Below are 22057 nucleotides of genomic sequence, written 5' to 3'. Positions count from 1 at the left end.
GAGACAAGATATGCCCAAACGCATCCTGCAAGGCACCGTGACCAGCGACGCCAACGAACAGACCGTCACCGTTCTGGTCGAGCGCCGCTTCAAGCATCCGCTGCTGCACAAGACCGTCCGTAAGTCCAAGAAATACCGGGCCCACGACGAAAAGAATACCTTCAAGGTCGGCGACACAGTCCGCATCGCGGAATGCGCGCCGAAATCGAAGACGAAACGCTGGGAGGTCCTGGAAGCGTAAGCTTTCAAGGCCTTTCGGTTTGAGCGAAACCCTGGGGACAAGGCCATGAGCGCCCCCCACAGGTCGGGAGAAACCAAATGATCCAGATGCAGACCAATCTGGATGTCGCTGACAACTCCGGCGCACGCCGGGTGCAGTGCATCAAGGTCCTGGGTGGTTCCAAGCGTAAATACGCATCCGTGGGCGACATCATCGTCGTCTCGGTCAAGGAAGCCATCCCGCGCGGCCGCGTCAAGAAAGGCGATGTCCGCAAGGCAGTCGTCGTACGCACCGCCAAGGAAGTCCGTCGTGAAGACGGCACCGCAATCCGCTTTGACCGCAACGCCGCCGTCATCCTGAACAACGCGGGCGAGCCTGTCGGCACCCGTATTTTCGGGCCGGTCGTGCGCGAGCTGCGGGCGAAGAACTTCATGAAGATCATCTCGCTTGCTCCGGAGGTGCTCTGATGGCTGCGAAACTTCGTAAAGGCGACAAGGTCGTCGTGCTTGCCGGCAAGGACAAGGGCAAGGAAGGGACCATCCAGTCCGTTTCCCCCACCACCGGTAAAGCCGTGGTCGAAGGCATCAACATGGCCATCCGCCACACACGTCAGAGCCAGAACAGCCAGGGCGGCCGCATCCCCAAGGCGATGCCGATCCAGCTGTCCAACCTCGCTCTGCTCGACAAGAACGGCAAGGCCACCCGCGTCGGCTTCCGCATGGAAGGCGACAAGAAGGTCCGCTTCGCCAAGACCACGGGGGACGTGATCGATGCTTGATACGGCAGCCTATACCCCGCGTCTGAAGACGCATTACCGCGAAACCGCGCGCCCGGCTCTCAAGGAAGAGTTCGGCTACGCCAACGACATGCAGATCCCGCGTCTGGACAAGATCGTCCTGAACATCGGCTGCGGCGCTGAAGCGGTGAAAGACAGCAAGAAGGCCAAATCGGCGCAGGAAGACCTCTCTTCCATCGCCGGCCAAAAAGCCGTCACCACCAAGGCCAAGAAATCCATCGCCGGTTTCCGCGTTCGCGAAGACATGCCGATGGGCGCCAAGGTCACCCTGCGCGGCGACCGGATGTATGACTTCCTTGACCGTCTCGTGACCGTCGCGATGCCCCGCATCCGCGACTTCCGCGGCATTTCGGGCAAGAGCTTTGACGGCCGTGGCAACTACGCCATGGGCATCAAGGAACACATCGTCTTCCCCGAGATCGACTACGACAAGGTCGACGAGGTCTGGGGCCTGGACATCATCATCTGCACCACCGCGCAAACCGATGCGGAAGCAAAGGCGCTGTTGACGCAATTCAACATGCCCTTCAACAGCTGATCCGCGGGAGAAAAAGACATGGCTAAAAAAGCAATGATCGAACGCGAGAAGAAGCGTCAGCGCCTGGTGGAGAAATACGCCGCCAAACGCGCCGAGCTCAAAGAGATCGCGAATGACGAATCCAAGCCGATGGAAGAGCGCTTCAAGGCGCGCCTGAAGCTTGCCAAACTGCCGCGCAACAGCTCGCCGACACGGTTGCACAACCGCTGCCAGCTGACGGGCCGTCCGCACGCCTATTACCGCAAGCTCAAGATCTCCCGGATCGCGCTGCGTGAACTGGGCTCCGCCGGGCAGATCCCCGGCATGGTCAAATCGAGCTGGTAAGGAGATCACGAGATGAACGATCCTATCGGCGATATGCTCACCCGTATCCGCAACTCGCAGATGCGCGGCAAAACCACCGTCATCACGCCGGCATCCAAGCTGCGTGCCTGGGTTCTCGATGTTCTCGCGGACGAAGGCTACATCCGCGGCTATGAGAAGGTGACCGGCGCAAACGGTCATCCGGCGCTCGAAATCAGCCTCAAGTACTTTGACGGCACCCCCGTCATCCGCGAGCTGAAGCGCGTCTCCAAGCCTGGCCGTCGCGTCTACATGGGCGTGAAGGACATCCCGCAGGTCCGTCAGGGCCTTGGCGTTTCCATTGTCTCCACGCCCAAGGGCGTGATGTCGGATGCAGCTGCACGTTCTGCCAATGTTGGCGGCGAAGTGCTCTGCACCGTCTTCTAAGGAGGTCACTATGTCTCGTATTGGGAAAAAACCGGTCGAGCTGCCCTCCGGGGTGGAGGCGAACGTCTCCGGTCAGACGATCGAAGTGAAGGGCCCCAAGGGCACCCGCAGCTTCACCGCGACCGACGATGTTACGCTCACGGTCGAGGACAGCTCCATCACCGTGACGCCGCGCGGCAAGTCCAAGCGCGCCCGTCAGCAGTGGGGCATGTCCCGCACATGTGTGGCGAACCTCGTCACCGGTGTGACGCAGGGCTTCAAGAAAGAGCTCGAAATCCAGGGTGTGGGCTATCGTGCCCAGATGCAGGGCAACACGCTCAGGCTGAACCTTGGTCTCAGCCATGACGTCGATTTCCAGGTTCCGGACGGGGTCACCGTGACCGCGCCGAAACAGACGGAAATCGTCATCGAAGGCAATGATGAGCAGCTCGTCGGTCAAGTCGCGGCCAACATCCGCGAGTGGCGCAAGCCGGAGCCCTACAAGGGCAAGGGCATTCGCTACAAGGGCGAGTATATCTTCCGTAAGGAAGGCAAGAAGAAGTAAGGACGCGGAAAATGGCAAACAGCAAAAGACAACTGTTCCAGAAGCGCCGCCTGCGCGTCCGGAACAAACTTCGCAAGGTGAACGCAGGGCGCCCGCGCCTTTCGGTCCACCGTTCCAACAAGAACATCAGCGTTCAGCTGATCGACGACGTCAACGGCGTGACCCTGGCTTCGGCCTCCACGCTGGAGAAAGACCTCGGCTTCGTCGGCAAGAACAACCTCGAAGCGGCCGCCAAGGTTGGCGCGACCATCGCCGAACGTGCCAAGAAGGCCGGCGTGGAACAGGCCTACTACGATCGTGGTGGCTTCCTGTTCCATGGCTCCGTCAAGGCGCTGGCTGATGCGGCGCGTGACGCCGGTCTGAAGATCTGAGGAGAGACGATATGGCAAGAGAAGGTCAACACCGGGGCAACCGTCGCGATCGCGACGAAGCTCCCGAATTCGCCGATCGTCTGGTTGCGATCAACCGGGTCAGCAAGACGGTCAAGGGCGGTAAGCGCTTCGGCTTTGCTGCTCTGGTTGTCGTGGGCGATCAGAAGGGCCGCGTCGGCTTCGGCAAGGGCAAGGCCAAAGAGGTCCCCGAGGCGATCCGTAAGGCCACCGAGCAAGCCAAGCGTCAGATGGTCCGCGTGCCGCTGCGCGAAGGCCGCACGCTGCACCACGACATCGAGGGCCGCCATGGTGCGGGCCGCGTTGTGATGCGCAGCGCGCCGACCGGGACCGGGATCATCGCCGGTGGTCCGATGCGGGCCGTGTTCGAGATGTTGGGCATTCAGGACGTCGTCGCCAAGTCGATCGGCTCCCAGAACCCCTACAACATGATCCGCGCGACCCTCGACGGTCTTGCCAAGGAGGCAAGTCCCCGCATGGTCGCTCAACGCCGCGGCAAGAAGGTGGCTGATATCCTGCGCAAGGATGAAGCCCAGCCCGAAGCGGCCGAAGCGTAAGGAGTAGGGACACATGGCCAAGACCATCGTCGTCAAGCAGATCGGCTCGCCGATCCGACGCCCCCAGGACCAGCGCCAGACGCTGATCGGCCTGGGGCTGAACAAGATGCACAAGACCCGCGAGCTGGAGGACACCCCCTCCGTGCGCGGCATGATCAGGAAGATCCCGCATCTGGTGGAAATCGTCGAAGAGCGCGGCTAAAGCGCTTTTTCCGATACGCTTCAGAAGGCGCCCTGCAGGAGACTGTGGGGCGTTTTCGCGTTTGGGCGGGGCGATTCCGGGCCTTCGCTGCATTGCAGAAACTGCATAGCGGCTTGTCCGTTCTGGACATTGTTAGCGCCAACATCGGGGCCTATCTCTCAGTCATCAAGACAAACCGAGCGGTTCAGACAACCGCGAATGACTGATAGAAAGAGGACCTGATCCATGGCATATGCAGCCAACGCACAAAACACCCTGACCTTCGCCAACTTCGTCAGCGAACCGGTCGCCGCCGTCAAAGCCGCCTTCACGCGCCGCGCGGCCTACAACCGGACCTACAGCGAGCTTTCGGCCCTGACCGACCGCGACCTGAACGACCTCGGCATCAGCCGCTCCGACATCGAGCGGATCGCCCGCGAAGACGCCTACGGCAAGTAAGCCGCGCGTCCGACCGCGGCCGGGGATCGCCCCCAACTCGCTGCCAAAACGCCTCCCGCCCCACGTGGCCGGGGGGCGTTTTTTTATGGTTTGTGCACCAATCCAATACGGCCTTTTAACGCTCTGTTGACCAGGTTCCCGATACTTCTGGCCCAAGAGCAGGTTCCGGCACAAAAATGACGGCCGGGAAGCGGGGCAAGATGGAACACCAAAGAATTCGTCAACTTGACGGTTTGCGCGGACTCGCCGCGCTCGCGGTCGTTGTATCCCATTGTGCCAACGCCGGGCTCATTCCAGAGATTTTCGGTAAGGGCTTCGGCAAGATGGGCGTCGCCCTGTTTTTCGCGCTGAGCGGGTTGCTCATGGGGCGCCTCTACCTCGATCGTCCATTCACCGGGCGGGACATCTGGGGTTTCGCGATCAGCCGGATCGCGCGCGTGCTTCCACTGTACTACGTCGTCCTGCTGCTCGGCCTGATCTTCGGTTTGTCATTCGATGGCGCCCCCGAGGGGCTGAGCTGGGGGAGCGCAGCCCTCGACAGCGCTCTGCTCTGGCGTGGCAATGGCGTTCTGTGGTCCGTGCCGGTCGAGATGCAGTTCTACCTCGCGTTCCTCGCCCTGTGGTGCATCGTGCGCCTGTTGCACCTGTCCTTCGTCCAGGTCGTCCTCTGCGCCCTGACGGCGCAAGCCCTCTGGATCGCCGAGGGCGGGCACGAGCTTTTGCGGGACTGGGGCGAAACCCTGCCGCTCTGGATCCATCTTTTCCTCTTCGGGCTGCTCTTGTCGCGCATTCCCGATCACAGCCGCGCCCGGCTGAGCCGGGCGTTGGACCATGGCCTACCGCCGGCGACCGGGTTTTTCCTCGTCGCGTTGCTGCCCCTCGCGCTCCCGGAGTTGCGGCGCCAGGTGGGCCTTCCGGTCATGCACAACGCGATCGACCCGATCTCCGTCGGGGTTCCGGTCGCCCTGCTCTTTCTGGCCTTCATCGAATCGCGCGGGCTGGGCTGGCTCGCTTCGCGTCCGCTGCGCACCCTCGGGGCGCTGTCGTTCGGCGTCTATCTCGTGCACCTGCCGATCCTGAGCCTGATCCAGCGCACCGCTCTGGTCGAGGTCAGCCCGGCCCTCGCGGCGCTTGCGGTGGCTGTGCTGTCGGTGCTCATCGCCGCCGGCCTCCACGTTTTGGTGGAGCGCCCCGCGCAACGGGCGATAAAGGGGGCCGCACAGCGCGCCCCGACCCCGTGCACGGGCAACTGCCCCGCACCCTGACCGGCGGGGATTCCGCGGGCTCTGTTCCCCTTGCACTGCTCTTCAATCGCGTCTATACGCCCCCGGTGGTCCTGCGGGGCCTCATAACAATTGAAGAAATGCCGTGTCTGGCCCGTCTCGCTTCGGGGGTCAGTTCCGGCTCGAAAGGAAGCGACATGAAACTCAATGAACTGCGCGACAATCCCGGCGCTGCGAAAAAGGCCAAGCGCGTTGGCCGTGGTCCCGGCTCCGGCAAGGGCAAGACCGCTGGCCGTGGTATCAAGGGCCAGAAATCCCGTTCGGGTGTGGCGATCAACGGCTACGAAGGCGGCCAGATGCCGCTCTACCAACGCCTGCCGAAACGCGGCTTCAACAAGCCCAACCGCAAATCCTACGCGGTGGTGAACCTCGGCCTGATCCAGAAATTCGTCGACGCCGGCAAGCTCGATGCCTCCGCCGCGCTGACCGAGGACAGCCTGCTTGAAAGCGGTCTGATCCGCCGCAAACTCGACGGTGTGCGCGTTCTGGCTAAGGGTGAAATCACCACCAAGCTGACCCTCTCCGTGACCGGCGCATCCCGCGCAGCGGTCGAGGCGGTGGAGAAAGCCGGGGGCTCACTGACGGTCACGACCGCTCAAGTCGCCGAATAAGGTGTTGTGGGCGGCGCCCGAGCCGCCTACATATCACCCGATGTTTTCCAAAGACGCCGCCGGCCGGGGAACGGGCTCGGCGGCGCTTGCATGAAAGAGACCCGCGAATGGCATCCGCAGCAGAGCAAATGGCCGCCAACACCAGCTGGGCCGCCCTTGGCAAAGCAACCGATCTTCGCAACCGCATCTTGTTCACGCTCGCACTGCTCATCGTCTACCGGCTCGGGACCTACATCCCGGTCCCCGGGATCGACGGCGGCGCGCTGCGCGATTTCATGGATGAGGCCGCGACCGGCATCGGCGGTATCCTCAACATGTTCACCGGCGGCGCGATCTCCCGGATGGGGATCTTTGCGCTCGGGATCATGCCCTATATCTCGGCCTCGATCATCATCCAGCTTCTGGCCTCGATGGTCCCCTTCCTTGAGCAGCTCAAGAAAGAGGGCGAGCAGGGGCGCAAGAAGATCAACCAATACACCCGCTACGGCACGGTGATCCTTGCGACATTCCAAGCCTACGGGCTCGCCGCCTCGCTCGAAGCGGGCGATCTTGCGACCGACCCGGGCTGGTACTTCCGCGCGGCCTGCGTCATCACGCTGGTGGGCGGGACGATGTTCCTGATGTGGCTCGGCGAGCAAATCACCGCGCGCGGTATCGGCAACGGCATCTCGCTCATCATCTTCGTCGGCATCATCGCCGAGGTCCCCGCCGCGCTGGCGCAGTTCTTCGAGAGCGGCCGCACGGGCGCGATCTCGCCCGCGGTGATCATCGGAGTGATCGCGATGGTCGTGGCGGTGATCGCCTTCGTGGTCTTCATGGAGCGCGCCTTGCGCAAGATTCACATCCAGTATCCGCGCCGCCAGGTGGGGATGAAGGTCTATGATGGCGGCTCGTCGCACCTGCCGGTCAAGGTGAACCCCGCGGGCGTCATCCCGGCGATCTTCGCCTCGTCGCTGCTGCTGCTGCCGACCACGATCGCGACCTTCTCGGGCCAGCAGACCGGCCCGGTCATGTCCACCATCCTCGCCTATTTCGGCCCCGGACAGCCGCTCTACCTGCTGTTTTTCGCGGCCATGATCGTGTTCTTCGCCTATTTCTACACGTTCAACGTCTCGTTCAAACCCGACGAAGTGGCGGACAACCTCAAGAACCAGAACGGCTTCGTGCCCGGCATCCGCCCCGGCAAGAAGACCGCCGAGTACCTCGAATACGTGGTCAACCGCGTGCTTGTCCTCGGCTCGGGCTACCTCGCGCTGGTATGTCTGCTTCCGGAAATCCTGCGTAACGAGTTTTCCATCCCCTTCTACTTCGGCGGCACCTCGGTGTTGATCGTGGTGAGTGTGACGATGGACACGATCCAACAGGTCCAGAGCCACCTTCTCGCCCACCAGTACGAGGGGCTGATCGAGAAGTCGCAACTGCGCGGCCGCTCCGGTGCCAAACGCAAGAAACGCAATACGGGACGTCGATAATTCCATGAACATCATCCTTCTCGGACCGCCGGGCGCGGGCAAAGGGACGCAGGCGAAGATCCTCGTCGAGACCCGCGACATGATCCAGCTTTCCACCGGCGACATGCTGCGCGAAGCGCGCAGCTCCGGGACGGAGATGGGCAAGAAGGTTGCCGATATCATGGATCGCGGTGAGCTGGTGACGGACGAGATCGTGATCGGCCTCATCCGTGAGAAGCTTCAGGGCGACAAGAAGGGCGGCTTCATCTTCGACGGCTTCCCCCGGACGCTGGCCCAGGCCGATGCGCTGTCGGATCTGCTGGTGGACAATGGCGAGCAGCTCGATGCGGTGATCGAGATGCAGGTCGATGACGAGACGCTGGTCAAGCGCATCGTGGGTCGCGCCGCCGAAGCCGTGGCCGCCGGCCAGACCGCCCGCGCCGATGACAACGAGGCCAGCGTGCGCATCCGGCTGATGGAATACTACAAGAAGACCGCGCCGCTCATCGGCTACTACTACGCCAAGGGTACCCTGCGCTCGATTGACGGGCTCGGCGCCATCAGTGAGGTTTCGGCCTCAGTGGCGGGTATCCTCGACAGCTGAACGCGGCCTGGCCCGACCCGGATCTGTTGCATTCGGGCGGGTTTCGGCCCTGGGTTGGGAGACTCCCGCCAGAGGGGGTTGACCTCCGGACCCATCCCCCATAAGCAGCGCCATCCCGCAAGGGAGCTATCCGTGCCGATGCGAATCGGCCCAGATCACCTAAACTCAAAGGCCTTCCCTCATTCGTGGGGGCCGGTTGTGAAAAAAGAGCCTGGCGCTACGGGCTCGCAACGTAAAAGGACATGACACGTGGCACGTATCGCCGGCGTTAACATCCCGACTGCCAAACGGGTTCCGATCGCCCTCACCTACATCACTGGAATTGGCCCTTCCTCCGCCAAGAGCATTTGCGAAGCCGTGGGGATTGACCCGTCGCGCCGCGTGAACGAGCTCTCCGACTCCGAAGTCCTCGCCATGCGTGAGCATATCGATGCGAACTTCACCGTCGAAGGCGACCTGCGCCGTGAAGTGCAGATGAACATCAAGCGCCTGATGGACCTTGGCTGCTACCGCGGCCTGCGTCATCGCCGCAACCTCCCCGTGCGCGGTCAGCGTACTCACACCAACGCTCGTACCCGCAAGGGCCCGGCGAAGCCGATCGCCGGCAAGAAGAAGTAAGGGAGGCACTCAGATATGGCACGTGATACCCGTCGCGGAGGCAAGAAGAAGGCCTCCAAGAACATCGCCGCAGGCGTGGCGCATGTGAACTCGTCGTTCAACAACACCAAGATCCTGATCTCGGATGTGCAGGGCAACGCGATCGCATGGTCGTCCGCCGGCACCATGGGCTTCAAGGGCTCGCGCAAGTCGACGCCCTACGCCGCTCAGATGGCTGCGGAAGACGCAGGCAAAAAAGCGCAGGAACATGGCGTTCGTACCCTCGAAGTTGAAGTTCAGGGCCCCGGCTCGGGCCGCGAGTCCGCGCTGCGCGCGCTGGCCGCGATCGGCTTCAACATCACCTCGATCCGCGACGTCACGCCGATGGCCCACAATGGTTGCCGTCCGCCGAAACGCCGTCGCGTCTAAGACAGGCATAACCGACCTTCGGGGGCCGCGTGAATTTCACGGCCCCCTTACGTCATTTGTAAACCTCGGGCGCTTCTTGCCTTTGGACATGGGGCAGAAGCAGGAATGGAGGGACGCATGATCCATAAGAATTGGGCAGAACTGATCAAGCCGACACAGCTTGACATTCGTCCGGGCAACGACCCGGCCCGTCAGGCGACCGTGGTCGCCGAACCGCTGGAGCGTGGCTTTGGCCTCACGCTCGGCAACGCGCTGCGCCGCGTGCTGATCAGCTCGCTGCAAGGCGCGGCGATCACCAGCGTGCAGATCGACAACGTGCTGCACGAGTTCTCCTCGGTGCCGGGCGTTCGCGAGGACGTGACCGACATCGTCCTCAACCTCAAGGGCGTGAGCCTGAAGATGGACGTCGAAGGCCCCAAGCGCGTATCGATCAACGCCAAAGGCCCCGGAGCCGTCACCGCCGGCGACATCTCCGACAGCGCGGGCATCGAAGTGCTCAACCGCGAACACGTGATCTGCCACCTCGATGAGGGCGCGGATCTCTACATGGAACTGACCGTCAACACCGGTAAGGGCTATGTCGCGGCTGACAAGAACAAGCCGGAAGACGCGCCCATCGGGCTCATCCCGATCGATGCGATCTATTCGCCGGTCAAGAAAGTCGCCTATGACGTGCAGCCGACCCGTGAGGGCCAGGTGCTCGACTATGACAAGCTGACGCTCAAGATCGAAACCGACGGCTCCGTCACGCCGGAAGACGCCGTGGCCTACGCCGCGCGTATCCTGCAGGATCAGCTGTCGATCTTCGTCAACTTCGACGAGCCGGAATCGGCGGGCCGTGAGTCCGAGGACGATGGGCTGGAATTCAACCCGCTTCTCCTCAAGAAGGTCGACGAACTCGAGCTTTCGGTGCGGTCCGCGAACTGCCTGAAGAACGACAACATCGTCTACATTGGCGACCTGATCCAGAAGACCGAAGCCGAGATGCTCCGCACTCCGAACTTCGGCCGCAAGTCGCTCAACGAGATCAAGGAAGTGCTCTCGGGCATGGGTCTGCACCTCGGCATGGATGTCGAGGATTGGCCGCCGGAGAACATCGAGGATCTCGCCAAGAAGTTCGAAGACAACTTCTGAGTTGTCTTCGCGCTCCTGCCCATGATATCGCGCCGCGGCGCGCCATCGTGGACGGGGGCGCATCACGACCCGGGCATAATGCCCCAATAGGTGAGGGCTCTGCACGCAACAGGGCTCCGGACAAAGCAAAATGTAAAAGGATCAACCCATGCGTCACGCACGAGGCTACCGCCGCCTGAACCGCACCCATGAGCACCGCAAGGCGCTCTTTGCCAACATGGCCGGCTCGCTCATCGAACATGAGCAAATCAAGACGACCCTGCCCAAAGCCAAAGAGCTTCGGCCCATCGTCGAAAAACTCATCACGCTTGCCAAGCGCGGCGACCTGCACGCCCGCCGTCAGGCCGCATCCCGCCTCAAGCAGGATGCCTATGTCGAGAAACTCTTCGAAATTCTTGGACCGCGCTACGCCGAGCGTCAGGGCGGCTACGTCCGTATCCTGAAAGCGGGTTTCCGCTATGGCGACATGGCGCCGATGGCGATCATCGAATTCGTTGACCGCGACGTCGATGCCAAAGGCGCAGGCGACAAGGCGCGCCTTGAAACTGCGGAAGCAGCCGACGAGTAAAGCGCGTCTCGCGACCGAAATTCAGAGGCCTCGCTGGGTTCAGCGGGGCCTTTTTCGTTTGCGCTCGAAAGACCTATTTCGCCGAGACCGCCGCTCTGGCCTTTCGCCGCAGGTGCCGCTCGTAGATGATCCGGGCGACGATGTGACGGTAGGACCAGTCCGACACCTGATGGAGGATGGGCAGGCGGAATACCCGCGCGAGAAGCCGGTAGCGCGGCATCTGCGCCCAGAGGATCAGCATTGCATCGAACCCGATGTGGAGCTTGCCTTCGTGAACCACGTGGAGCAGCCGCGTCGCGTCGTCTTCGGTCACGCCCCACGCCGCCAGATCAATCTTGTTCAGATCGTCAAAGGCAATCGGGAGGCCGGCCTCGGCGGCATAGGCCTCGTAGTGGCACATCTCCGAATTGCAGACGGGGCAATCGCTGTTGTAGAGCGCGCGGGTCCTGGCGGGTTTGGTCATGGGCGAGGCCTCCTGATCGCAACATAGGACCGATCGGATCGCGGGCCAAGCGGCGAACTGCCGCGGAGGGGCGCGCGCATGGCTTGCATGAACCGTCGGGCGGGGACATACCGGACGAGCCCCCGGCGCCAGGTTGGGGCCGATCGAGGAAAGCATGGCGGATGGCCGATCTCTTTGAAAGCTCCACGAACACGTCCCAAGCCCCGGCCGCGGGCATCGAGACGCGCCCCCTCGCGGACCGCCTGCGGCCCAAGGCGCTTGGCGAGGTCATCGGGCAGGAGCAGGTGCTTGGGCCCGATGCGCCGCTGGGCGTCATGCTCGCGTCGGGCAGTCTGTCGTCGCTGATTTTCTGGGGGCCTCCGGGTGTCGGCAAGACGACCATCGCGCGACTCCTTGCGGATGAAACCGATCTCAACTTCGTTCAGATCAGCGCGATTTTCTCCGGTGTGCCGGAGCTGCGCAAGGTCTTCGAAGCGGCCAAACACCGGCGCGCGAACGGGCAGGGGACGCTGCTCTTTGTCGACGAGATTCATCGGTTCAACAAGGCGCAGCAGGACGGGTTCCTGCCGCATATGGAAGACGGAACGATCCTGCTCGTGGGCGCCACGACCGAGAACCCGTCGTTTGAGCTCAACGCCGCCGTGCTGTCGCGCGCGCAGGTTCTCATCCTCGAGCGCCTGTCGCTGGCCGATCTGGAGCGCCTTGCTCAGCGGGCCGAACAGGAGCTTGGCAAAGCGCTCCCGCTGGACGGCCCCGCGCGTGAGGCGCTTCTGGAGATGGCCGATGGCGACGGGCGGGCGCTGCTCAATCTGATCGAACAGATCATGGCCTGGACGGTCAAGGGCAAGCTCGACCCCAAGGGTCTTTCGACCCGGCTCATGCGGCGGGCGGCGCAATACGACAAGTCGGGCGACGCCCACTACAACCTGATTTCCGCGCTGCATAAATCGGTGCGCGGCTCTGACCCGGATGCGGCGCTTTACTGGTTCGCGCGGATGCTGGAAGGGGGCGAGGACCCGCGCTACCTTGCCCGCCGGATCACGCGGATGGCGGTTGAGGATATCGGCCTCGCCGATCCGCAGGCGCAATCGATCTGCCTGCAAAGCTGGGAAACCTATGAGCGCCTGGGCAGCCCCGAGGGCGAGCTCGCGCTGGCGCAGGCGCTGGTCTATCTCGCGCTCGCGCCGAAATCGAACGCCGCATATGTGGCCTACAAGGGTGCGGTTTCCGCGGCCAGGAAAACCGGCAGCGCGCCGCCCCCCAAACACATCCTCAACGCGCCCACTTCGCTCATGAAGGAGCAAGGATATGGCTCCGGCTACGCCTATGACCACGACGCCGAAGACGGGTTTTCGGGCCAGAACTACTTCCCCGACGGCATGGCGCGCCCGGCCCTCTATGCGCCGGTCGAACGCGGCTTCGAGCGGGACCTGAAGAAGCGACTGGACTATTTCGCCAAACTTCGGACCAAGCGGGCCGGCGAAGCGCCCGGCGACGCTTGACAAGCCCGCCCCCTCACGCGACACGATCCTCATGCTGGCAAATATCTTATCCGTCGCTGCGGGTGGCGCGATCGGCGCAACGCTGCGCTACCTGACCGGGATCGGGGTGCTGCGCCTCGTCGGGCCGGGCTTCCCCATGGGCGTCATCACCGTCAATATCCTGGGCTCCTTCATCATGGGGGTTTTCGTGGTCATGGCCGCCCATCGCGGGCTGACGCATCTGAGCCCCTTCGTGATGACCGGGCTGCTCGGCGGCTTCACGACCTTCTCCGCCTTTTCGCTTGAAACGGTGACCCTGCTGGAGCGGGGCCAGGCCGGGCAGGCGGCGCTCTACGTACTCATCTCGGTGGCGCTGTCGATCCTTGCGCTGATGGCCGGGGTCATGATCGCACGCGGGGTTTACGCATGAGCCGGGTCCAGACCATCACCGTCGACGAGGGCGACAGCGACCAGCGGCTGGACCGCTGGCTCAGGCGCCTCTTTCCGCAGCTGACGCAGGGGCGCATCGAGAAGATGTGCCGCAAGGGCGATCTGCGGGTGGATGGCAAGCGCGTCAAGGCCAACAGCCGGCTCGAAGCGGGGCAGGATGTGCGCGTCCCGCCCCTGCCGGATGCCAACGCGCCGGAGCCGGACAAGGGGCCGCGGATTTCGCAGGCCGATGAAAAGATGATCCAGGGCGCGGTGATCTACCGCGACGACCACATCATCGCGCTCAACAAACCGCCCGGCCTGCCGGTGCAGGGCGGCAGCAAGCTGACCCGCCACGTGGACGGGCTAGGGGCCGCGCTGCGGTTCGGGCTCGACGAGAACCCGCGCCTCGTCCACCGGCTCGACAAGGACACGTCAGGCGTTCTGCTGCTGGCGCGGAGCCGGGCCGTCGCCGCGGATCTGACCGCCGGCTTCCGGCACCGCAACACGCGCAAGATCTATTGGGCCGCGGTCGGCGGCGTGCCGAGCCCGGCGATGGGGACGATCAAATACGGGCTGATCAAAGCGCCCGGGCACGGCGAGTCGGGTGAGGGCGAGAAGATGCGCTGCGTGCTGCCGGGCGAGGTGGACCGCACCCCCGGCGCCAAGCGCGCCGAGACCGACTACGCCGTGCTCGCGCCGCTCGCCAAACGCGCGGCCTGGGTCGCGCTGGAGCCGATCACGGGCCGGACCCACCAGCTTCGCGCGCACATGGCCGAAATCGGGCACCCGATTATCGGCGATGGCAAATACGGCGGCTCGGGGCAGGAAAACCTTGGCGATGGCTGGGGCGCCCAACTGGGCGGCCAGATCAGCCGCAAGCTGCATCTCCACGCCCGCAGCCTCACCGTGCGCCACCCGGTGAGCGGCCGCTCCCTGACCCTCACCGCCGCGTTGCCCGAGCACATGGCCCGCACCTGGGACTTCATGCAATGGCGCGACGGGGACGTGCCGGCGGATCCCTTCGGGGAGGACGGGGCATGACGCGCAAGCTCGTGGTCTTTGACGTCGACGGCACACTCGTCGACAGTCAGGCCGATATCATCCACGCGATGACCGCCGCCTTTGCCGCCATCGGCGCGCCCGCCCCCTCGCGCGGGCAGGTGCTCTCGATCGTCGGGCTTTCGCTGCCACAGGCCATCGCCCGGCTGTCCCCCGGCCAGAGCGAGGCGGTTCTGGCGCAGATGGTCGACGCCTACAAGGAAGCCTATTTCGACCGGATGGAGGGCGGCGCGCCAGAGCCGCTGTTCGACGGGGCGCGGGAGGTGCTCACCCTGCTCAACAGCCGGGAGGATTTCGTCCTTGGCGTGGCCACCGGGAAGTCCCGCCGCGGGCTGGACCGGCTGATCGAGGCGCATGGGCTCGTCGATATGTTCGTCACGCTGCAGACCGGCGATGTCCATGCCTCCAAGCCGCACCCCGAGATGTTGCAGGCCGCGCTTGCGGAGGCCGATGTGGAGCCGGACGCCGCCGTGATGATCGGCGACACAAGCTATGATATGGGCATGGCGCGCGCCGCCGGGGTCGCCGCATTCGGCGTCACCTGGGGCTATCACCGCGCCGAGGAACTGGGGGAGGCCACGCGGCTCGTCTCCCATTTCCACGAGGTGCCCCCGGCGCTGGCCCAGCTCTGGAGATATCCCGTATGAGCGGTGTGGCGGCGAAACGGTTCTGGACGGCGAGCGAGGTCGCGCCGGAAGACACAGGGTTTGGCGTACGGCTCGACGGTCGCCCGCTGCGCACCCCGGCCAAGACGCCGCTTGCGGTCCCCTCCCGGGCCATGGCCGAGGCGATTGCCGAGGAATGGGCAGCACAAGGCGAGCGGGTCGATCCGCTGAGCATGCCGGTCACGCGCGCGGCGAACGCGGCGATTGACCGGGTCGTGCCGCAGTTCGAGGAGGTCTGTGACCACCTTGCCGAGTACGGCGAGACGGATCTTCTGTGCTACCGCGCCGAGAGCCCCGAGAGCCTCGTCCAGCGCCAGAACGCGGGCTGGGATCCGCTGCTTGACTGGGCCGCCGAGCGCTACGGCGCGCCACTGGAACGGGCGCGCGGGGTGATGTTCGTGCCCCAACCGGACGCGAGTCTCAAAGCGCTTTCGCACGTTTTGCGGGCTTTCGATCCGTTTGAGCTGACCGCCGTGCACGAATTCGTCACGCTCACCGGCTCGCTCATATTGGGGCTCGCTGCCGAAAATCATCGCATGAGCATGGATGATATCTGGGCACTGTCCCGTCTGGACCAACGCTACCAGCAGGAAATCTGGGGCGTGGACGCCGAGGCCGAACAAGAAAATGACTATAAATTACAAGAATTTAAACGCGCTCGCCGCTTCCTCGATCTGCACCGCGCCTGAGCCGCGTCTCGGGCCCGCGCGGCGCCGTGCTTCATTTGAAGGCGACTGCACGTCAATCGATCAAAATTGCTGATCTATGCCTTGACGAATTCAGATGAATCCCCCCACACTTTGTCCACTCAATGGGGGACGACCTCGATTGGGCAAAGAGATGCACCATCGAGGTTGCGTAATTCGTCCTGGGACAGGGACGTGTAAGACAGGAAGAGGTAGACATGAAAAAGACAGTGTTCTTTGGAGCGCTCGTTGGGGCGGGGCTTGTGGCCGGCGCATCGGCGGCAGCAACGCTCGACGACATCAAGGATCGCGGTAAAATCCATTGTGGCGTGACAGAGGGAACACTCGGCTTCTCCGCGCGCGACAGCGAAGGCAACCACCAGGGCTTCGATGTTGATTTCTGCCGTGCGCTCGGCGCCGCCATCTTCAACGACAGTGACGCGGTGGAATACATCGAGCTGTCGTCGAAAAACCGCTTCACCGCGCTGAGCTCCGGTCAGGTCGACCTGCTCTACCGCACCACCACATGGACCTTCTCGCGCGACGTGGACCTCAAGACCACCTTCGTCGGCATCAACTATTACGACGGCCAGGGCTTCATGGTCCCCAAGGAGCTTGGCGTGACCTCCGCCAAGGAGCTTGAAGGCGCGACCGTCTGCATCGAGACGGGCACCACCACCGAGCTCAACCTCGCCGACTTCTTCCGCGTCAACGGCATGTCCTACGAGCCGCTGCCCGTCGGCGGCACGACCGAAGCCAAGGCCCTCTTCGAAGAAGGCGCCTGCGACGTCTACACCACCGACGCCTCCGCGCTTGCCGGTGTCCGCGCCGCTCTGAAAGACCCCGCCGCCTACATCATCCTGCCCGAGATCGTCTCCAAGGAGCCGCTTGGCCCCGCAGTGCGTCACGGCGATGATGAATGGGCCGACGTGGTCCGCTGGGTGCAAAACGCGCTGGTTGCCGCCGAAGAAACCGGTGTGACCTCCGCCAACGTGGCAGAGCTCGCCAAAGGGACCGACAACCCCGAAATCAACCGGATGCTCGGTTCCGAAGGCAGCCTCGGCGCGATGCTGGGCCTCGACGCGGACTTTGCCGTGCGCGCGATTGCCGCCGTGGGCAACTACGGTGAGATCTTCGAACGCAACATCGGTGAGAACACGCCGATCGGCCTTGCGCGCGGTCTGAACGCGCTCTGGACCGAGGGCGGGCTGCAATACTCGCCGCCGTTCCGCTAAGATCATGAGAGAGGGTGCAGTGATCTGCGCCCTCTCTTCTTTCGACCTGCCCGAATTTTCGAGGCCCGATGACCCGGGCCGATGTGGCCATCCCACAGCACGCGCCAGGGTCTCTTTCCGGCGCAACAGGTGAGACATGTCCGACGCAGCCATTCCCCAAGCAGAGCGCTTCAAGCTCTCGATGCTGATCTACGATTCGCGCTATCGATCAGCGACAATCCAAGCCGTCGTCCTGACGCTCGTCCTCGCCTTCGTCTTCTGGATCGTGAACAACGCGGTCACGAATCTCGCCGCGCTCGGAAAGCCGATCCGGTTCGATTTCCTCGGCGACACGGCCAGCTACGACATCAACCAGAAGCTCATCGAGTATTCCTCGACCGACAGCCACGGCCGCGCCGTTCTGGTAGGGCTGCTCAACACGCTCCTCGTCGCTTTCATGGGCTGCGTGACCGCGACGGTCATCGGCGTGATCGGCGGGGTGCTGCGGCTCTCCAACAACTGGCTCGTCTCGCGCCTGATGGTGCTCTACGTCGAGATTTTCCGCAACGTGCCGCTGTTGCTGTGGATCTTCGTGTGCATGTTCACCCTGACGGCGCTGGCGCCGCAGCCGCGCGCATTCCGGGGCGAAAACCCCGAAGCGACGATGAAGCTGTGGGACTCCATCGCGATCACCAACCGCGGGATCTACCTGCCTGAACCGCTCTTCAGCCGCTCGCTCGGCAATATCGATATCGGCATTTTCCTCATCAGCGTCGATCTGCTGGCCATCCTCGCCGTGCTCGGGGCCGGGATCTTCGCCGCCCGCTGGAACTCCAAACGCGCCAACGCGATCCAGACCGCCACCGGCGATCGCCCCAAGACGCTCGGGGTCAACACCGCGCTCATCGTGGTGCCGGTGCTGGCGCTGCTTGTCATCCTCGGGTTCCACATCGGCAAACCGGCGCTGGCCGGCTTCAACTTCCGCGGCGGGATCAACATGAGCGCGCCGCTGATCGCACTGTGGCTCGGGCTCTCGCTCTACACCGGGACCTATATCGTCGAGGCGGTACGCTCGGGCATCCAGGCTGTGAACAAGGGCCAGACCGAAGCCGCCTCCGCCCTCGGCATCCGCCCCGGCCGGACCATGAGCCTCGTCGTGCTGCCGCAGGCGATGCGGATCATCATCCCGCAGCTCATTTCGCAATACCTGAACCTGACCAAGAACTCCTCGCTTGCCATCGCCATCGGTTACATGGACCTCGTCTCGACCCTCGGCGGCGTGACGCTGAACCAGACCGGGCGCGAGATGGAGTGCATCCTGCTGCTCATGGCGATTTACCTCACGATCTCGCTGCTGATCTCGGGCGGGATGAACTGGTACAACGAACGCGTCAAACTGGTGGAGCGCTAAGATGGCCGATCTCTCCTATGTCCGTCTCGAAATGCTCCCCCAGAAAGAGCCGCCGCGCAGCAGCGTGGGCGTGCAGGGGTGGATGCGGATCAACCTGTTCTCCTCGGGTGCCAATACCATCCTGACGATCGTCGCCGCCGTCCTCGTGCTGATGATCCTGGCATCGATCCTGCCCTGGATCTTCGGGGGCGTGTGGAACGCCTCCTCGCTCAGCGAATGCCGCGAGATCTTTGCCGAGCGCTATGGCAACGGGACGGAATATGCCTGCTGGGCGGTGATCAAGGACCGCTGGCACCAGATCATCTTCGGCTACTACGCGCCGGACCAATACTGGCGTCCGGTCCTCGGCTTCCTGCTGATCCTGCTCGCCTTCGCGCCGGTGCTCTTTCCCAAATTGCCGAGCCAGATGTTCTACATCACGCTGGCGTCGATCTTCATCTACCCTTGGCTGATCTGGGGCGGGACGATCTGGTCGCCGATCATCGCGGCGCTCGGTGTCGCGGTGGGCTACGGGGTCTACGTGCTCGCCTCACGCGCACTCGGCTCCCTGATCGGTCTGCTGCTGGGGTGCGCCGCGGCGATTCTGTGGTGGTCTGCGATCTCCGGCGCCCTGACCGATGCGCTGTCCAGCACCATCCCCGCCTCGCTCGAAACCATGTCCTCGCTCAACCTCGCCGGCTTCGTGCTCTCGATCACCATCGGTATTGTGGCCATTGCCGCCTCCCTGCCGCTCGCGATCGTTCTGGCGCTCGGGCGCCAGTCGGACATGTGGATCGTGAACAAGCTCTGCACCGGGTTCATCGAAATCATCCGGGGCGTCCCGCTCATCACACTGCTCTTCGTGGCGACGGTTCTTCTCAACTACTTCCTGCCGCGCGGCGTCGAGTTCGACGTGATCCTGCGGGTCATGATCCTCGTGACGCTCTTCACCGCGGCCTATATCGCCGAGGTCATCCGCGGCGGGCTCGCGGCCCTGCCCAAGGGGCAATACGAGGCCGCCGACGCGCTCGGGCTCACCTACTGGCAGGCGCAGCGGCTCATCATCCTGCCGCAGGCGCTCAAGATCTCGATCCCCGGGATCGTCTCCAACTTCATCTCGGTCTTCAAGGATACCACGCTGGTCTCCATCGTCGCGTTGAATGACCCGCTGGGGATCGCCAACAACATCCGCGCCAACTCCGACTGGAACGGCATCGTCTGGGAGCTCTACGGCTTTATCGGCCTGATCTTCTGGATCTTCTGCTTCTCCATGTCCCGTTATTCCATGTGGCTGGAGCGCCGTCTCCAGACCGGTCACCACTAGAAGGAACACCCATGTCCGACACGGCAGCCCAACTCGCCAGCAATGTCTCCAACGAGGTGGCCATCGAGGTCATCAAGATGAACAAGTGGTACGGCTCGTTCCACGTTCTGCGGGACATCGACCTGACCGTTTACCGCGGCGAACGCATCGTCATCGCGGGCCCGTCTGGCTCCGGTAAATCCACGCTCATCCGCTGCATGAACCGGCTGGAGGAACACCAATCCGGCCAGATCGTGGTGGACGACATCGAGCTCACCTCGGATCTCAAGAACATCGACAAGATCCGCTCCGAGGTCGGCATGGTGTTCCAGCATTTCAACCTCTTCCCGCATCTGACCATTCTGGAGAACTGTACGCTCGCGCCGATCTGGGTCCGCAAGGTTCCGCGCAAGGAGGCCGAGGAAACGGCGATGCACTTCCTCGAAAAGGTCAAGATCCCCGATCAGGCGCTGAAATATCCCGGCCAGCTTTCGGGGGGCCAGCAGCAGCGCGTCGCCATCGCGCGCTCGCTGTGCATGCGCCCGCGGATCATGCTGTTTGACGAGCCGACCTCGGCGCTCGATCCGGAGATGATCAAGGAGGTGCTCGACACCATGGTCGAGCTCGCCGAAGAGGGGATGACCATGCTCTGCGTGACCCACGAGATGGGCTTCGCGCGGCAGGTTGCCAACCGGGTGATCTTCATGGATCAGGGGCAGATCGTCGAGCAGAACGAGCCCGAAGAGTTCTTCAACAACCCGCAGTCCGAACGCACGAAGCTCTTCCTGAGCCAGATCCTCGGCCACTGACCCTTCGGGGTCAGGCCAGCTCCCGCGGGACGATGAAATCGACCACGCGGCCAGTGCCCGGCATGAGCGCGTCCCAGCTTGCGATGTCGAAATCCAGCACCAGCGTCGCGCCGGTGGGATAGTCAGAGAATCGCGTGTGTTTCGGTGGGCGAGTGACGAGTGACATCGCGAAATCGGCGATGCCCGGGTTGTGCCCGATCATCAGTACCGCGTTGCCGTTGGCCGCAGTGAGCGCGTCGAACATGGTTGACGGGCCGGCGAGGTAGAGGCGTTTCTGTAGTTTGGCCGGCGCGTCCAGAGCGAGGCCCGCCAGCGTCTCGCAACAGCGCCGCGCGCTGGAGCACAGGATCTCGTCGGGGAGCACACCGCGCCCCGTGAGCCAATCGCCCAAGGCTCCGGCGGCGAGCCTGCCGCGGGAATTGAGCGGCCGGTCATGGTCCGCGTCGCCGCTGGACCAATCAGATTTCGCATGTCGCATCAGTGTCAGACACCGTCCCATGCCGCGAGGTTAGCGCAATCATGGCCGGAGGCAATGGGGCAATTGGGAGGGGGCTCAGCCCTTGCGCGCGTCCCGGCTCTTGTCGGAGCGGATGATCGAGCCCGCGCCGTGATCGGTGAAGAGCTCCAGAAGGCAGGCATGGGGCGCCCGCCCGTCGAGGATCACCGCCGCCCGAACCCCGTCAACGACCGCGTTGCGCGCGGTTTCGGTCTTGGGGATCATGCCGCCCGCGATGGTGCCGTCGGCGATCATCTCGTCGATCTGGGTATAGGTGAGCTCGGTCACGATCTCGCCCGCCGCGTTCTTGACTCCGCTCACATCGGTCAGCAGAAGCAGCCGGTCGGCCTTCAGCGCCGAGGCGATTGCGCCCGCGGCGGTGTCGCCGTTGATGTTGAAGGTCTCGCCATTCCGCCCCGCGCCGAGCGGCGCGATCACCGGGATGCTGCCGCGCTCGAAGAGGTCCTTGAGGATTTCCGGCCGGATCTCCGTCGGCTCGCCGACAAAGCCCAGATCGGCGTTGGTCTGCTCGCAGGTGATCAGGCTGGCGTCCTTGCCCGAAAGCCCGACCGCCTTGCCGCCCTGTTTGTTGATCGCCTGCACGATGCGCTTGTTGACGCGCCCCGAGAGGATCATCTCGACCACCTCGACAGTCGCCGCATCGGTCACGCGCTTGCCGCCGACGAAGCTGCTCTCGATCCCGAGCTTGTCGAGCATCGCGTTGATCATCGGCCCGCCGCCATGGACAATCACCGGGTTCACCCCGACCTGCCGCATCAGCACCACGTCGCGGGCGAATTCCTCCATCGCTTCATCCGAGCCCATCGCATGACCGCCGAGCTTGATGACGACAACAGCGCCCGAATAGCGCTGCAGATACGGGAGCGCCTGGCTCAGGGTGCGCGCGGTGCCGATCCAGTCACGGTTCATGTCTTGTGTCTTCATCTTGTGCCCTCGGGTTCGCCCGTT

31 protein-coding genes are annotated in these 22057 nt (G+C 63.7%); 28 read left to right on the top strand and 3 right to left on the bottom strand.

The annotated features are described in order from the left end of the window. The first annotated feature begins 10 nt into the window (after positions 1-10). From rpsQ to rplQ, 19 genes are all read left to right on the top strand, one after another. The gene (gene rpsQ / locus BM353_RS07815) at positions 11-241 is read left to right on the top strand and encodes a 30S ribosomal protein S17 (RefSeq protein ID WP_092078937.1); all 231 of its coding nucleotides are present in this window, start codon (positions 11-13) and stop codon (positions 239-241) included. Between the two features lie 77 nt (positions 242-318). Then, positions 319-687 (top strand): 50S ribosomal protein L14, encoded by a 369-nt coding sequence (gene rplN, locus BM353_RS07810; protein ID WP_007427594.1) that lies wholly within the window; start codon positions 319-321, stop codon positions 685-687. After that, the gene (gene rplX, locus BM353_RS07805; protein ID WP_092078934.1) at positions 687-998 is read left to right on the top strand and encodes a 50S ribosomal protein L24; all 312 of its coding nucleotides are present in this window, start codon (positions 687-689) and stop codon (positions 996-998) included. Before rplN ends, rplX begins: the two co-directional genes overlap by 1 nt. After that, positions 991-1554 (top strand): 50S ribosomal protein L5, encoded by a 564-nt coding sequence (gene rplE / locus BM353_RS07800; RefSeq protein WP_092078931.1) that lies wholly within the window; start codon positions 991-993, stop codon positions 1552-1554. The genes rplX and rplE overlap by 8 nt, the downstream gene beginning before the upstream one ends. An 18-nt stretch (positions 1555-1572) precedes the next feature. Then, positions 1573-1878, top strand: coding sequence for a 30S ribosomal protein S14 (gene rpsN, locus BM353_RS07795; protein WP_092078927.1), 306 nt, complete (start codon positions 1573-1575; stop codon positions 1876-1878). 12 nt (positions 1879-1890) lie between these two features. After that, positions 1891-2283, top strand: a complete 393-nt coding sequence (gene rpsH, locus BM353_RS07790; protein ID WP_092078924.1) for a 30S ribosomal protein S8 — start codon at positions 1891-1893, stop codon at positions 2281-2283. Positions 2284-2293: 10 nt separating this feature from the next. After that, a complete protein-coding gene (gene rplF / locus BM353_RS07785; RefSeq protein ID WP_092078921.1) occupies positions 2294-2827 on the top strand; it encodes a 50S ribosomal protein L6 in 534 nt (177 codons plus the stop codon). An 11-nt stretch (positions 2828-2838) separates the two neighbouring features. Continuing rightward, positions 2839-3198, top strand: a complete 360-nt coding sequence (gene rplR / locus BM353_RS07780) for a 50S ribosomal protein L18 (protein ID WP_092078918.1) — start codon at positions 2839-2841, stop codon at positions 3196-3198. A gap of 11 nt (positions 3199-3209) precedes the next feature. Further along, positions 3210-3773 (top strand): 30S ribosomal protein S5, encoded by a 564-nt coding sequence (gene rpsE / locus BM353_RS07775; RefSeq protein WP_092078915.1) that lies wholly within the window; start codon positions 3210-3212, stop codon positions 3771-3773. 13 nt (positions 3774-3786) lie between these two features. Continuing rightward, positions 3787-3975, top strand: a complete 189-nt coding sequence (gene rpmD / locus BM353_RS07770) for a 50S ribosomal protein L30 (protein WP_092078912.1) — start codon at positions 3787-3789, stop codon at positions 3973-3975. Positions 3976-4200: 225 nt separating this feature from the next. Then, positions 4201-4413 (top strand): DUF1127 domain-containing protein, encoded by a 213-nt coding sequence (locus BM353_RS07765; protein WP_092078909.1) that lies wholly within the window; start codon positions 4201-4203, stop codon positions 4411-4413. A 200-nt stretch (positions 4414-4613) separates the two neighbouring features. Further along, complete coding sequence (locus tag BM353_RS07760; RefSeq protein WP_218155472.1) at positions 4614-5678, top strand: acyltransferase family protein; 1065 nt, start codon at positions 4614-4616, stop codon at positions 5676-5678. 155 nt (positions 5679-5833) lie between these two features. Next, positions 5834-6307, top strand: coding sequence for a 50S ribosomal protein L15 (gene rplO, locus BM353_RS07755; protein ID WP_092078903.1), 474 nt, complete (start codon positions 5834-5836; stop codon positions 6305-6307). 107 nt (positions 6308-6414) lie between these two features. Beyond that, positions 6415-7779 (top strand): preprotein translocase subunit SecY, encoded by a 1365-nt coding sequence (secY, locus tag BM353_RS07750; protein ID WP_092078900.1) that lies wholly within the window; start codon positions 6415-6417, stop codon positions 7777-7779. A 4-nt stretch (positions 7780-7783) separates the two neighbouring features. After that, entirely contained in the window at positions 7784-8362 is a 579-nt protein-coding gene (locus BM353_RS07745; protein WP_092078897.1) for an adenylate kinase, read from the top strand. Between the two features lie 249 nt (positions 8363-8611). After that, positions 8612-8980 (top strand): 30S ribosomal protein S13, encoded by a 369-nt coding sequence (gene rpsM / locus BM353_RS07740; RefSeq protein ID WP_092078894.1) that lies wholly within the window; start codon positions 8612-8614, stop codon positions 8978-8980. 15 nt (positions 8981-8995) lie between these two features. After that, entirely contained in the window at positions 8996-9388 is a 393-nt protein-coding gene (rpsK, locus tag BM353_RS07735; RefSeq protein ID WP_092078891.1) for a 30S ribosomal protein S11, read from the top strand. A 117-nt stretch (positions 9389-9505) separates the two neighbouring features. Beyond that, positions 9506-10522, top strand: coding sequence for a DNA-directed RNA polymerase subunit alpha (locus BM353_RS07730; protein ID WP_092079229.1), 1017 nt, complete (start codon positions 9506-9508; stop codon positions 10520-10522). A gap of 148 nt (positions 10523-10670) precedes the next feature. Then, on the top strand, positions 10671-11090 hold the full coding sequence (rplQ, locus tag BM353_RS07725; protein WP_092078888.1) for a 50S ribosomal protein L17: 420 nt from the start codon (positions 10671-10673) through the stop codon (positions 11088-11090). A gap of 73 nt (positions 11091-11163) precedes the next feature. Here rplQ and BM353_RS07720 read toward each other — a convergent pair whose 3' ends face one another. Further along, positions 11164-11553, bottom strand: a complete 390-nt coding sequence (locus tag BM353_RS07720; protein WP_092078885.1) for a thiol-disulfide oxidoreductase DCC family protein — start codon at positions 11551-11553, stop codon at positions 11164-11166. 161 nt (positions 11554-11714) lie between these two features. Between BM353_RS07720 and BM353_RS07715 the strand changes: the two genes are divergently transcribed. The 9 genes from BM353_RS07715 (at position 11715) to BM353_RS07675 (ending at position 20592) form a co-directional block, all read left to right on the top strand. Beyond that, positions 11715-13055: a replication-associated recombination protein A gene (locus tag BM353_RS07715; protein WP_092078883.1), complete on the top strand. Its 1341-nt coding sequence runs from the start codon at positions 11715-11717 to the stop codon at positions 13053-13055. A 31-nt stretch (positions 13056-13086) separates the two neighbouring features. Next, complete coding sequence (crcB, locus tag BM353_RS07710) at positions 13087-13464, top strand: fluoride efflux transporter CrcB (RefSeq protein ID WP_092078881.1); 378 nt, start codon at positions 13087-13089, stop codon at positions 13462-13464. Beyond that, positions 13461-14507 (top strand): RluA family pseudouridine synthase, encoded by a 1047-nt coding sequence (locus BM353_RS07705; RefSeq protein WP_092078878.1) that lies wholly within the window; start codon positions 13461-13463, stop codon positions 14505-14507. Before crcB ends, BM353_RS07705 begins: the two co-directional genes overlap by 4 nt. After that, positions 14504-15172, top strand: coding sequence for an HAD-IA family hydrolase (locus BM353_RS07700; protein ID WP_092078875.1), 669 nt, complete (start codon positions 14504-14506; stop codon positions 15170-15172). Before BM353_RS07705 ends, BM353_RS07700 begins: the two co-directional genes overlap by 4 nt. After that, positions 15169-15879, top strand: a complete 711-nt coding sequence (locus BM353_RS07695; RefSeq protein ID WP_092078872.1) for an ATP12 family chaperone protein — start codon at positions 15169-15171, stop codon at positions 15877-15879. The genes BM353_RS07700 and BM353_RS07695 overlap by 4 nt, the downstream gene beginning before the upstream one ends. A gap of 215 nt (positions 15880-16094) precedes the next feature. After that, positions 16095-17111 (top strand): amino acid ABC transporter substrate-binding protein, encoded by a 1017-nt coding sequence (locus BM353_RS07690; protein WP_092078869.1) that lies wholly within the window; start codon positions 16095-16097, stop codon positions 17109-17111. 136 nt (positions 17112-17247) lie between these two features. Next, positions 17248-18501 (top strand): amino acid ABC transporter permease, encoded by a 1254-nt coding sequence (locus tag BM353_RS07685; RefSeq protein WP_092078866.1) that lies wholly within the window; start codon positions 17248-17250, stop codon positions 18499-18501. 1 nt (position 18502) lies between these two features. After that, positions 18503-19804 (top strand): amino acid ABC transporter permease, encoded by a 1302-nt coding sequence (locus tag BM353_RS07680; RefSeq protein ID WP_092078863.1) that lies wholly within the window; start codon positions 18503-18505, stop codon positions 19802-19804. An 11-nt stretch (positions 19805-19815) separates the two neighbouring features. Beyond that, positions 19816-20592, top strand: a complete 777-nt coding sequence (locus BM353_RS07675; RefSeq protein WP_092078860.1) for an amino acid ABC transporter ATP-binding protein — start codon at positions 19816-19818, stop codon at positions 20590-20592. A gap of 10 nt (positions 20593-20602) precedes the next feature. Here the strand turns inward: BM353_RS07675 and BM353_RS07670 are convergent, their stop codons facing one another. Together BM353_RS07670 and argB are read right to left on the bottom strand one after the other, a co-directional pair. Further along, positions 20603-21070 carry a SixA phosphatase family protein gene (locus BM353_RS07670; RefSeq protein WP_245759600.1) on the bottom strand — a complete coding sequence of 156 codons (468 nt, stop codon included), beginning with the start codon at positions 21068-21070 and terminating at the stop codon, positions 20603-20605. 75 nt (positions 21071-21145) lie between these two features. Next, on the bottom strand, positions 21146-22033 hold the full coding sequence (argB, locus tag BM353_RS07665) for an acetylglutamate kinase (protein WP_177220491.1): 888 nt from the start codon (positions 22031-22033) through the stop codon (positions 21146-21148). Positions 22034-22057: the final 24 nt, after the last annotated feature.

The sequence above is a fragment of the Poseidonocella sedimentorum genome (assembly GCF_900116005.1).
GTDB lineage: Bacteria > Pseudomonadota > Alphaproteobacteria > Rhodobacterales > Rhodobacteraceae > Poseidonocella > Poseidonocella sedimentorum.
The sequence above is the reverse complement of the archived record's forward strand: the minus strand, read 5'-3'. Positions and strand labels throughout refer to the sequence as shown.

What these genes read in the sequence shown, in the direction of transcription:
- rpsQ (WP_092078937.1), top strand. Translation starts at nt 11, where the DNA reads ATGCCCAAACGCATCCTGCAAGGCACCGTGACCAGCGACGCCAACGAA.
- rplN (WP_007427594.1), top strand. Translation starts at nt 319, where the DNA reads ATGATCCAGATGCAGACCAATCTGGATGTCGCTGACAACTCCGGCGCA.
- rplX (WP_092078934.1), top strand. Translation starts at nt 687, where the DNA reads ATGGCTGCGAAACTTCGTAAAGGCGACAAGGTCGTCGTGCTTGCCGGC.
- rplE (WP_092078931.1), top strand. Translation starts at nt 991, where the DNA reads ATGCTTGATACGGCAGCCTATACCCCGCGTCTGAAGACGCATTACCGC.
- rpsN (WP_092078927.1), top strand. Translation starts at nt 1,573, where the DNA reads ATGGCTAAAAAAGCAATGATCGAACGCGAGAAGAAGCGTCAGCGCCTG.
- rpsH (WP_092078924.1), top strand. Translation starts at nt 1,891, where the DNA reads ATGAACGATCCTATCGGCGATATGCTCACCCGTATCCGCAACTCGCAG.
- rplF (WP_092078921.1), top strand. Translation starts at nt 2,294, where the DNA reads ATGTCTCGTATTGGGAAAAAACCGGTCGAGCTGCCCTCCGGGGTGGAG.
- rplR (WP_092078918.1), top strand. Translation starts at nt 2,839, where the DNA reads ATGGCAAACAGCAAAAGACAACTGTTCCAGAAGCGCCGCCTGCGCGTC.
- rpsE (WP_092078915.1), top strand. Translation starts at nt 3,210, where the DNA reads ATGGCAAGAGAAGGTCAACACCGGGGCAACCGTCGCGATCGCGACGAA.
- rpmD (WP_092078912.1), top strand. Translation starts at nt 3,787, where the DNA reads ATGGCCAAGACCATCGTCGTCAAGCAGATCGGCTCGCCGATCCGACGC.
- BM353_RS07765 (WP_092078909.1), top strand. Translation starts at nt 4,201, where the DNA reads ATGGCATATGCAGCCAACGCACAAAACACCCTGACCTTCGCCAACTTC.
- BM353_RS07760 (WP_218155472.1), top strand. Translation starts at nt 4,614, where the DNA reads ATGGAACACCAAAGAATTCGTCAACTTGACGGTTTGCGCGGACTCGCC.
- rplO (WP_092078903.1), top strand. Translation starts at nt 5,834, where the DNA reads ATGAAACTCAATGAACTGCGCGACAATCCCGGCGCTGCGAAAAAGGCC.
- secY (WP_092078900.1), top strand. Translation starts at nt 6,415, where the DNA reads ATGGCATCCGCAGCAGAGCAAATGGCCGCCAACACCAGCTGGGCCGCC.
- BM353_RS07745 (WP_092078897.1), top strand. Translation starts at nt 7,784, where the DNA reads ATGAACATCATCCTTCTCGGACCGCCGGGCGCGGGCAAAGGGACGCAG.
- rpsK (WP_092078891.1), top strand. Translation starts at nt 8,996, where the DNA reads ATGGCACGTGATACCCGTCGCGGAGGCAAGAAGAAGGCCTCCAAGAAC.
- BM353_RS07730 (WP_092079229.1), top strand. Translation starts at nt 9,506, where the DNA reads ATGATCCATAAGAATTGGGCAGAACTGATCAAGCCGACACAGCTTGAC.
- rplQ (WP_092078888.1), top strand. Translation starts at nt 10,671, where the DNA reads ATGCGTCACGCACGAGGCTACCGCCGCCTGAACCGCACCCATGAGCAC.
- BM353_RS07720 (WP_092078885.1), bottom strand. Translation starts at nt 11,553, where the DNA reads ATGACCAAACCCGCCAGGACCCGCGCGCTCTACAACAGCGATTGCCCC.
- BM353_RS07715 (WP_092078883.1), top strand. Translation starts at nt 11,715, where the DNA reads ATGGCCGATCTCTTTGAAAGCTCCACGAACACGTCCCAAGCCCCGGCC.
- crcB (WP_092078881.1), top strand. Translation starts at nt 13,087, where the DNA reads ATGCTGGCAAATATCTTATCCGTCGCTGCGGGTGGCGCGATCGGCGCA.
- BM353_RS07705 (WP_092078878.1), top strand. Translation starts at nt 13,461, where the DNA reads ATGAGCCGGGTCCAGACCATCACCGTCGACGAGGGCGACAGCGACCAG.
- BM353_RS07700 (WP_092078875.1), top strand. Translation starts at nt 14,504, where the DNA reads ATGACGCGCAAGCTCGTGGTCTTTGACGTCGACGGCACACTCGTCGAC.
- BM353_RS07695 (WP_092078872.1), top strand. Translation starts at nt 15,169, where the DNA reads ATGAGCGGTGTGGCGGCGAAACGGTTCTGGACGGCGAGCGAGGTCGCG.
- BM353_RS07690 (WP_092078869.1), top strand. Translation starts at nt 16,095, where the DNA reads ATGAAAAAGACAGTGTTCTTTGGAGCGCTCGTTGGGGCGGGGCTTGTG.
- BM353_RS07685 (WP_092078866.1), top strand. Translation starts at nt 17,248, where the DNA reads ATGTCCGACGCAGCCATTCCCCAAGCAGAGCGCTTCAAGCTCTCGATG.
- BM353_RS07680 (WP_092078863.1), top strand. Translation starts at nt 18,503, where the DNA reads ATGGCCGATCTCTCCTATGTCCGTCTCGAAATGCTCCCCCAGAAAGAG.
- BM353_RS07675 (WP_092078860.1), top strand. Translation starts at nt 19,816, where the DNA reads ATGTCCGACACGGCAGCCCAACTCGCCAGCAATGTCTCCAACGAGGTG.
- BM353_RS07670 (WP_245759600.1), bottom strand. Translation starts at nt 21,070, where the DNA reads ATGCGACATGCGAAATCTGATTGGTCCAGCGGCGACGCGGACCATGAC.
- argB (WP_177220491.1), bottom strand. Translation starts at nt 22,033, where the DNA reads ATGAAGACACAAGACATGAACCGTGACTGGATCGGCACCGCGCGCACC.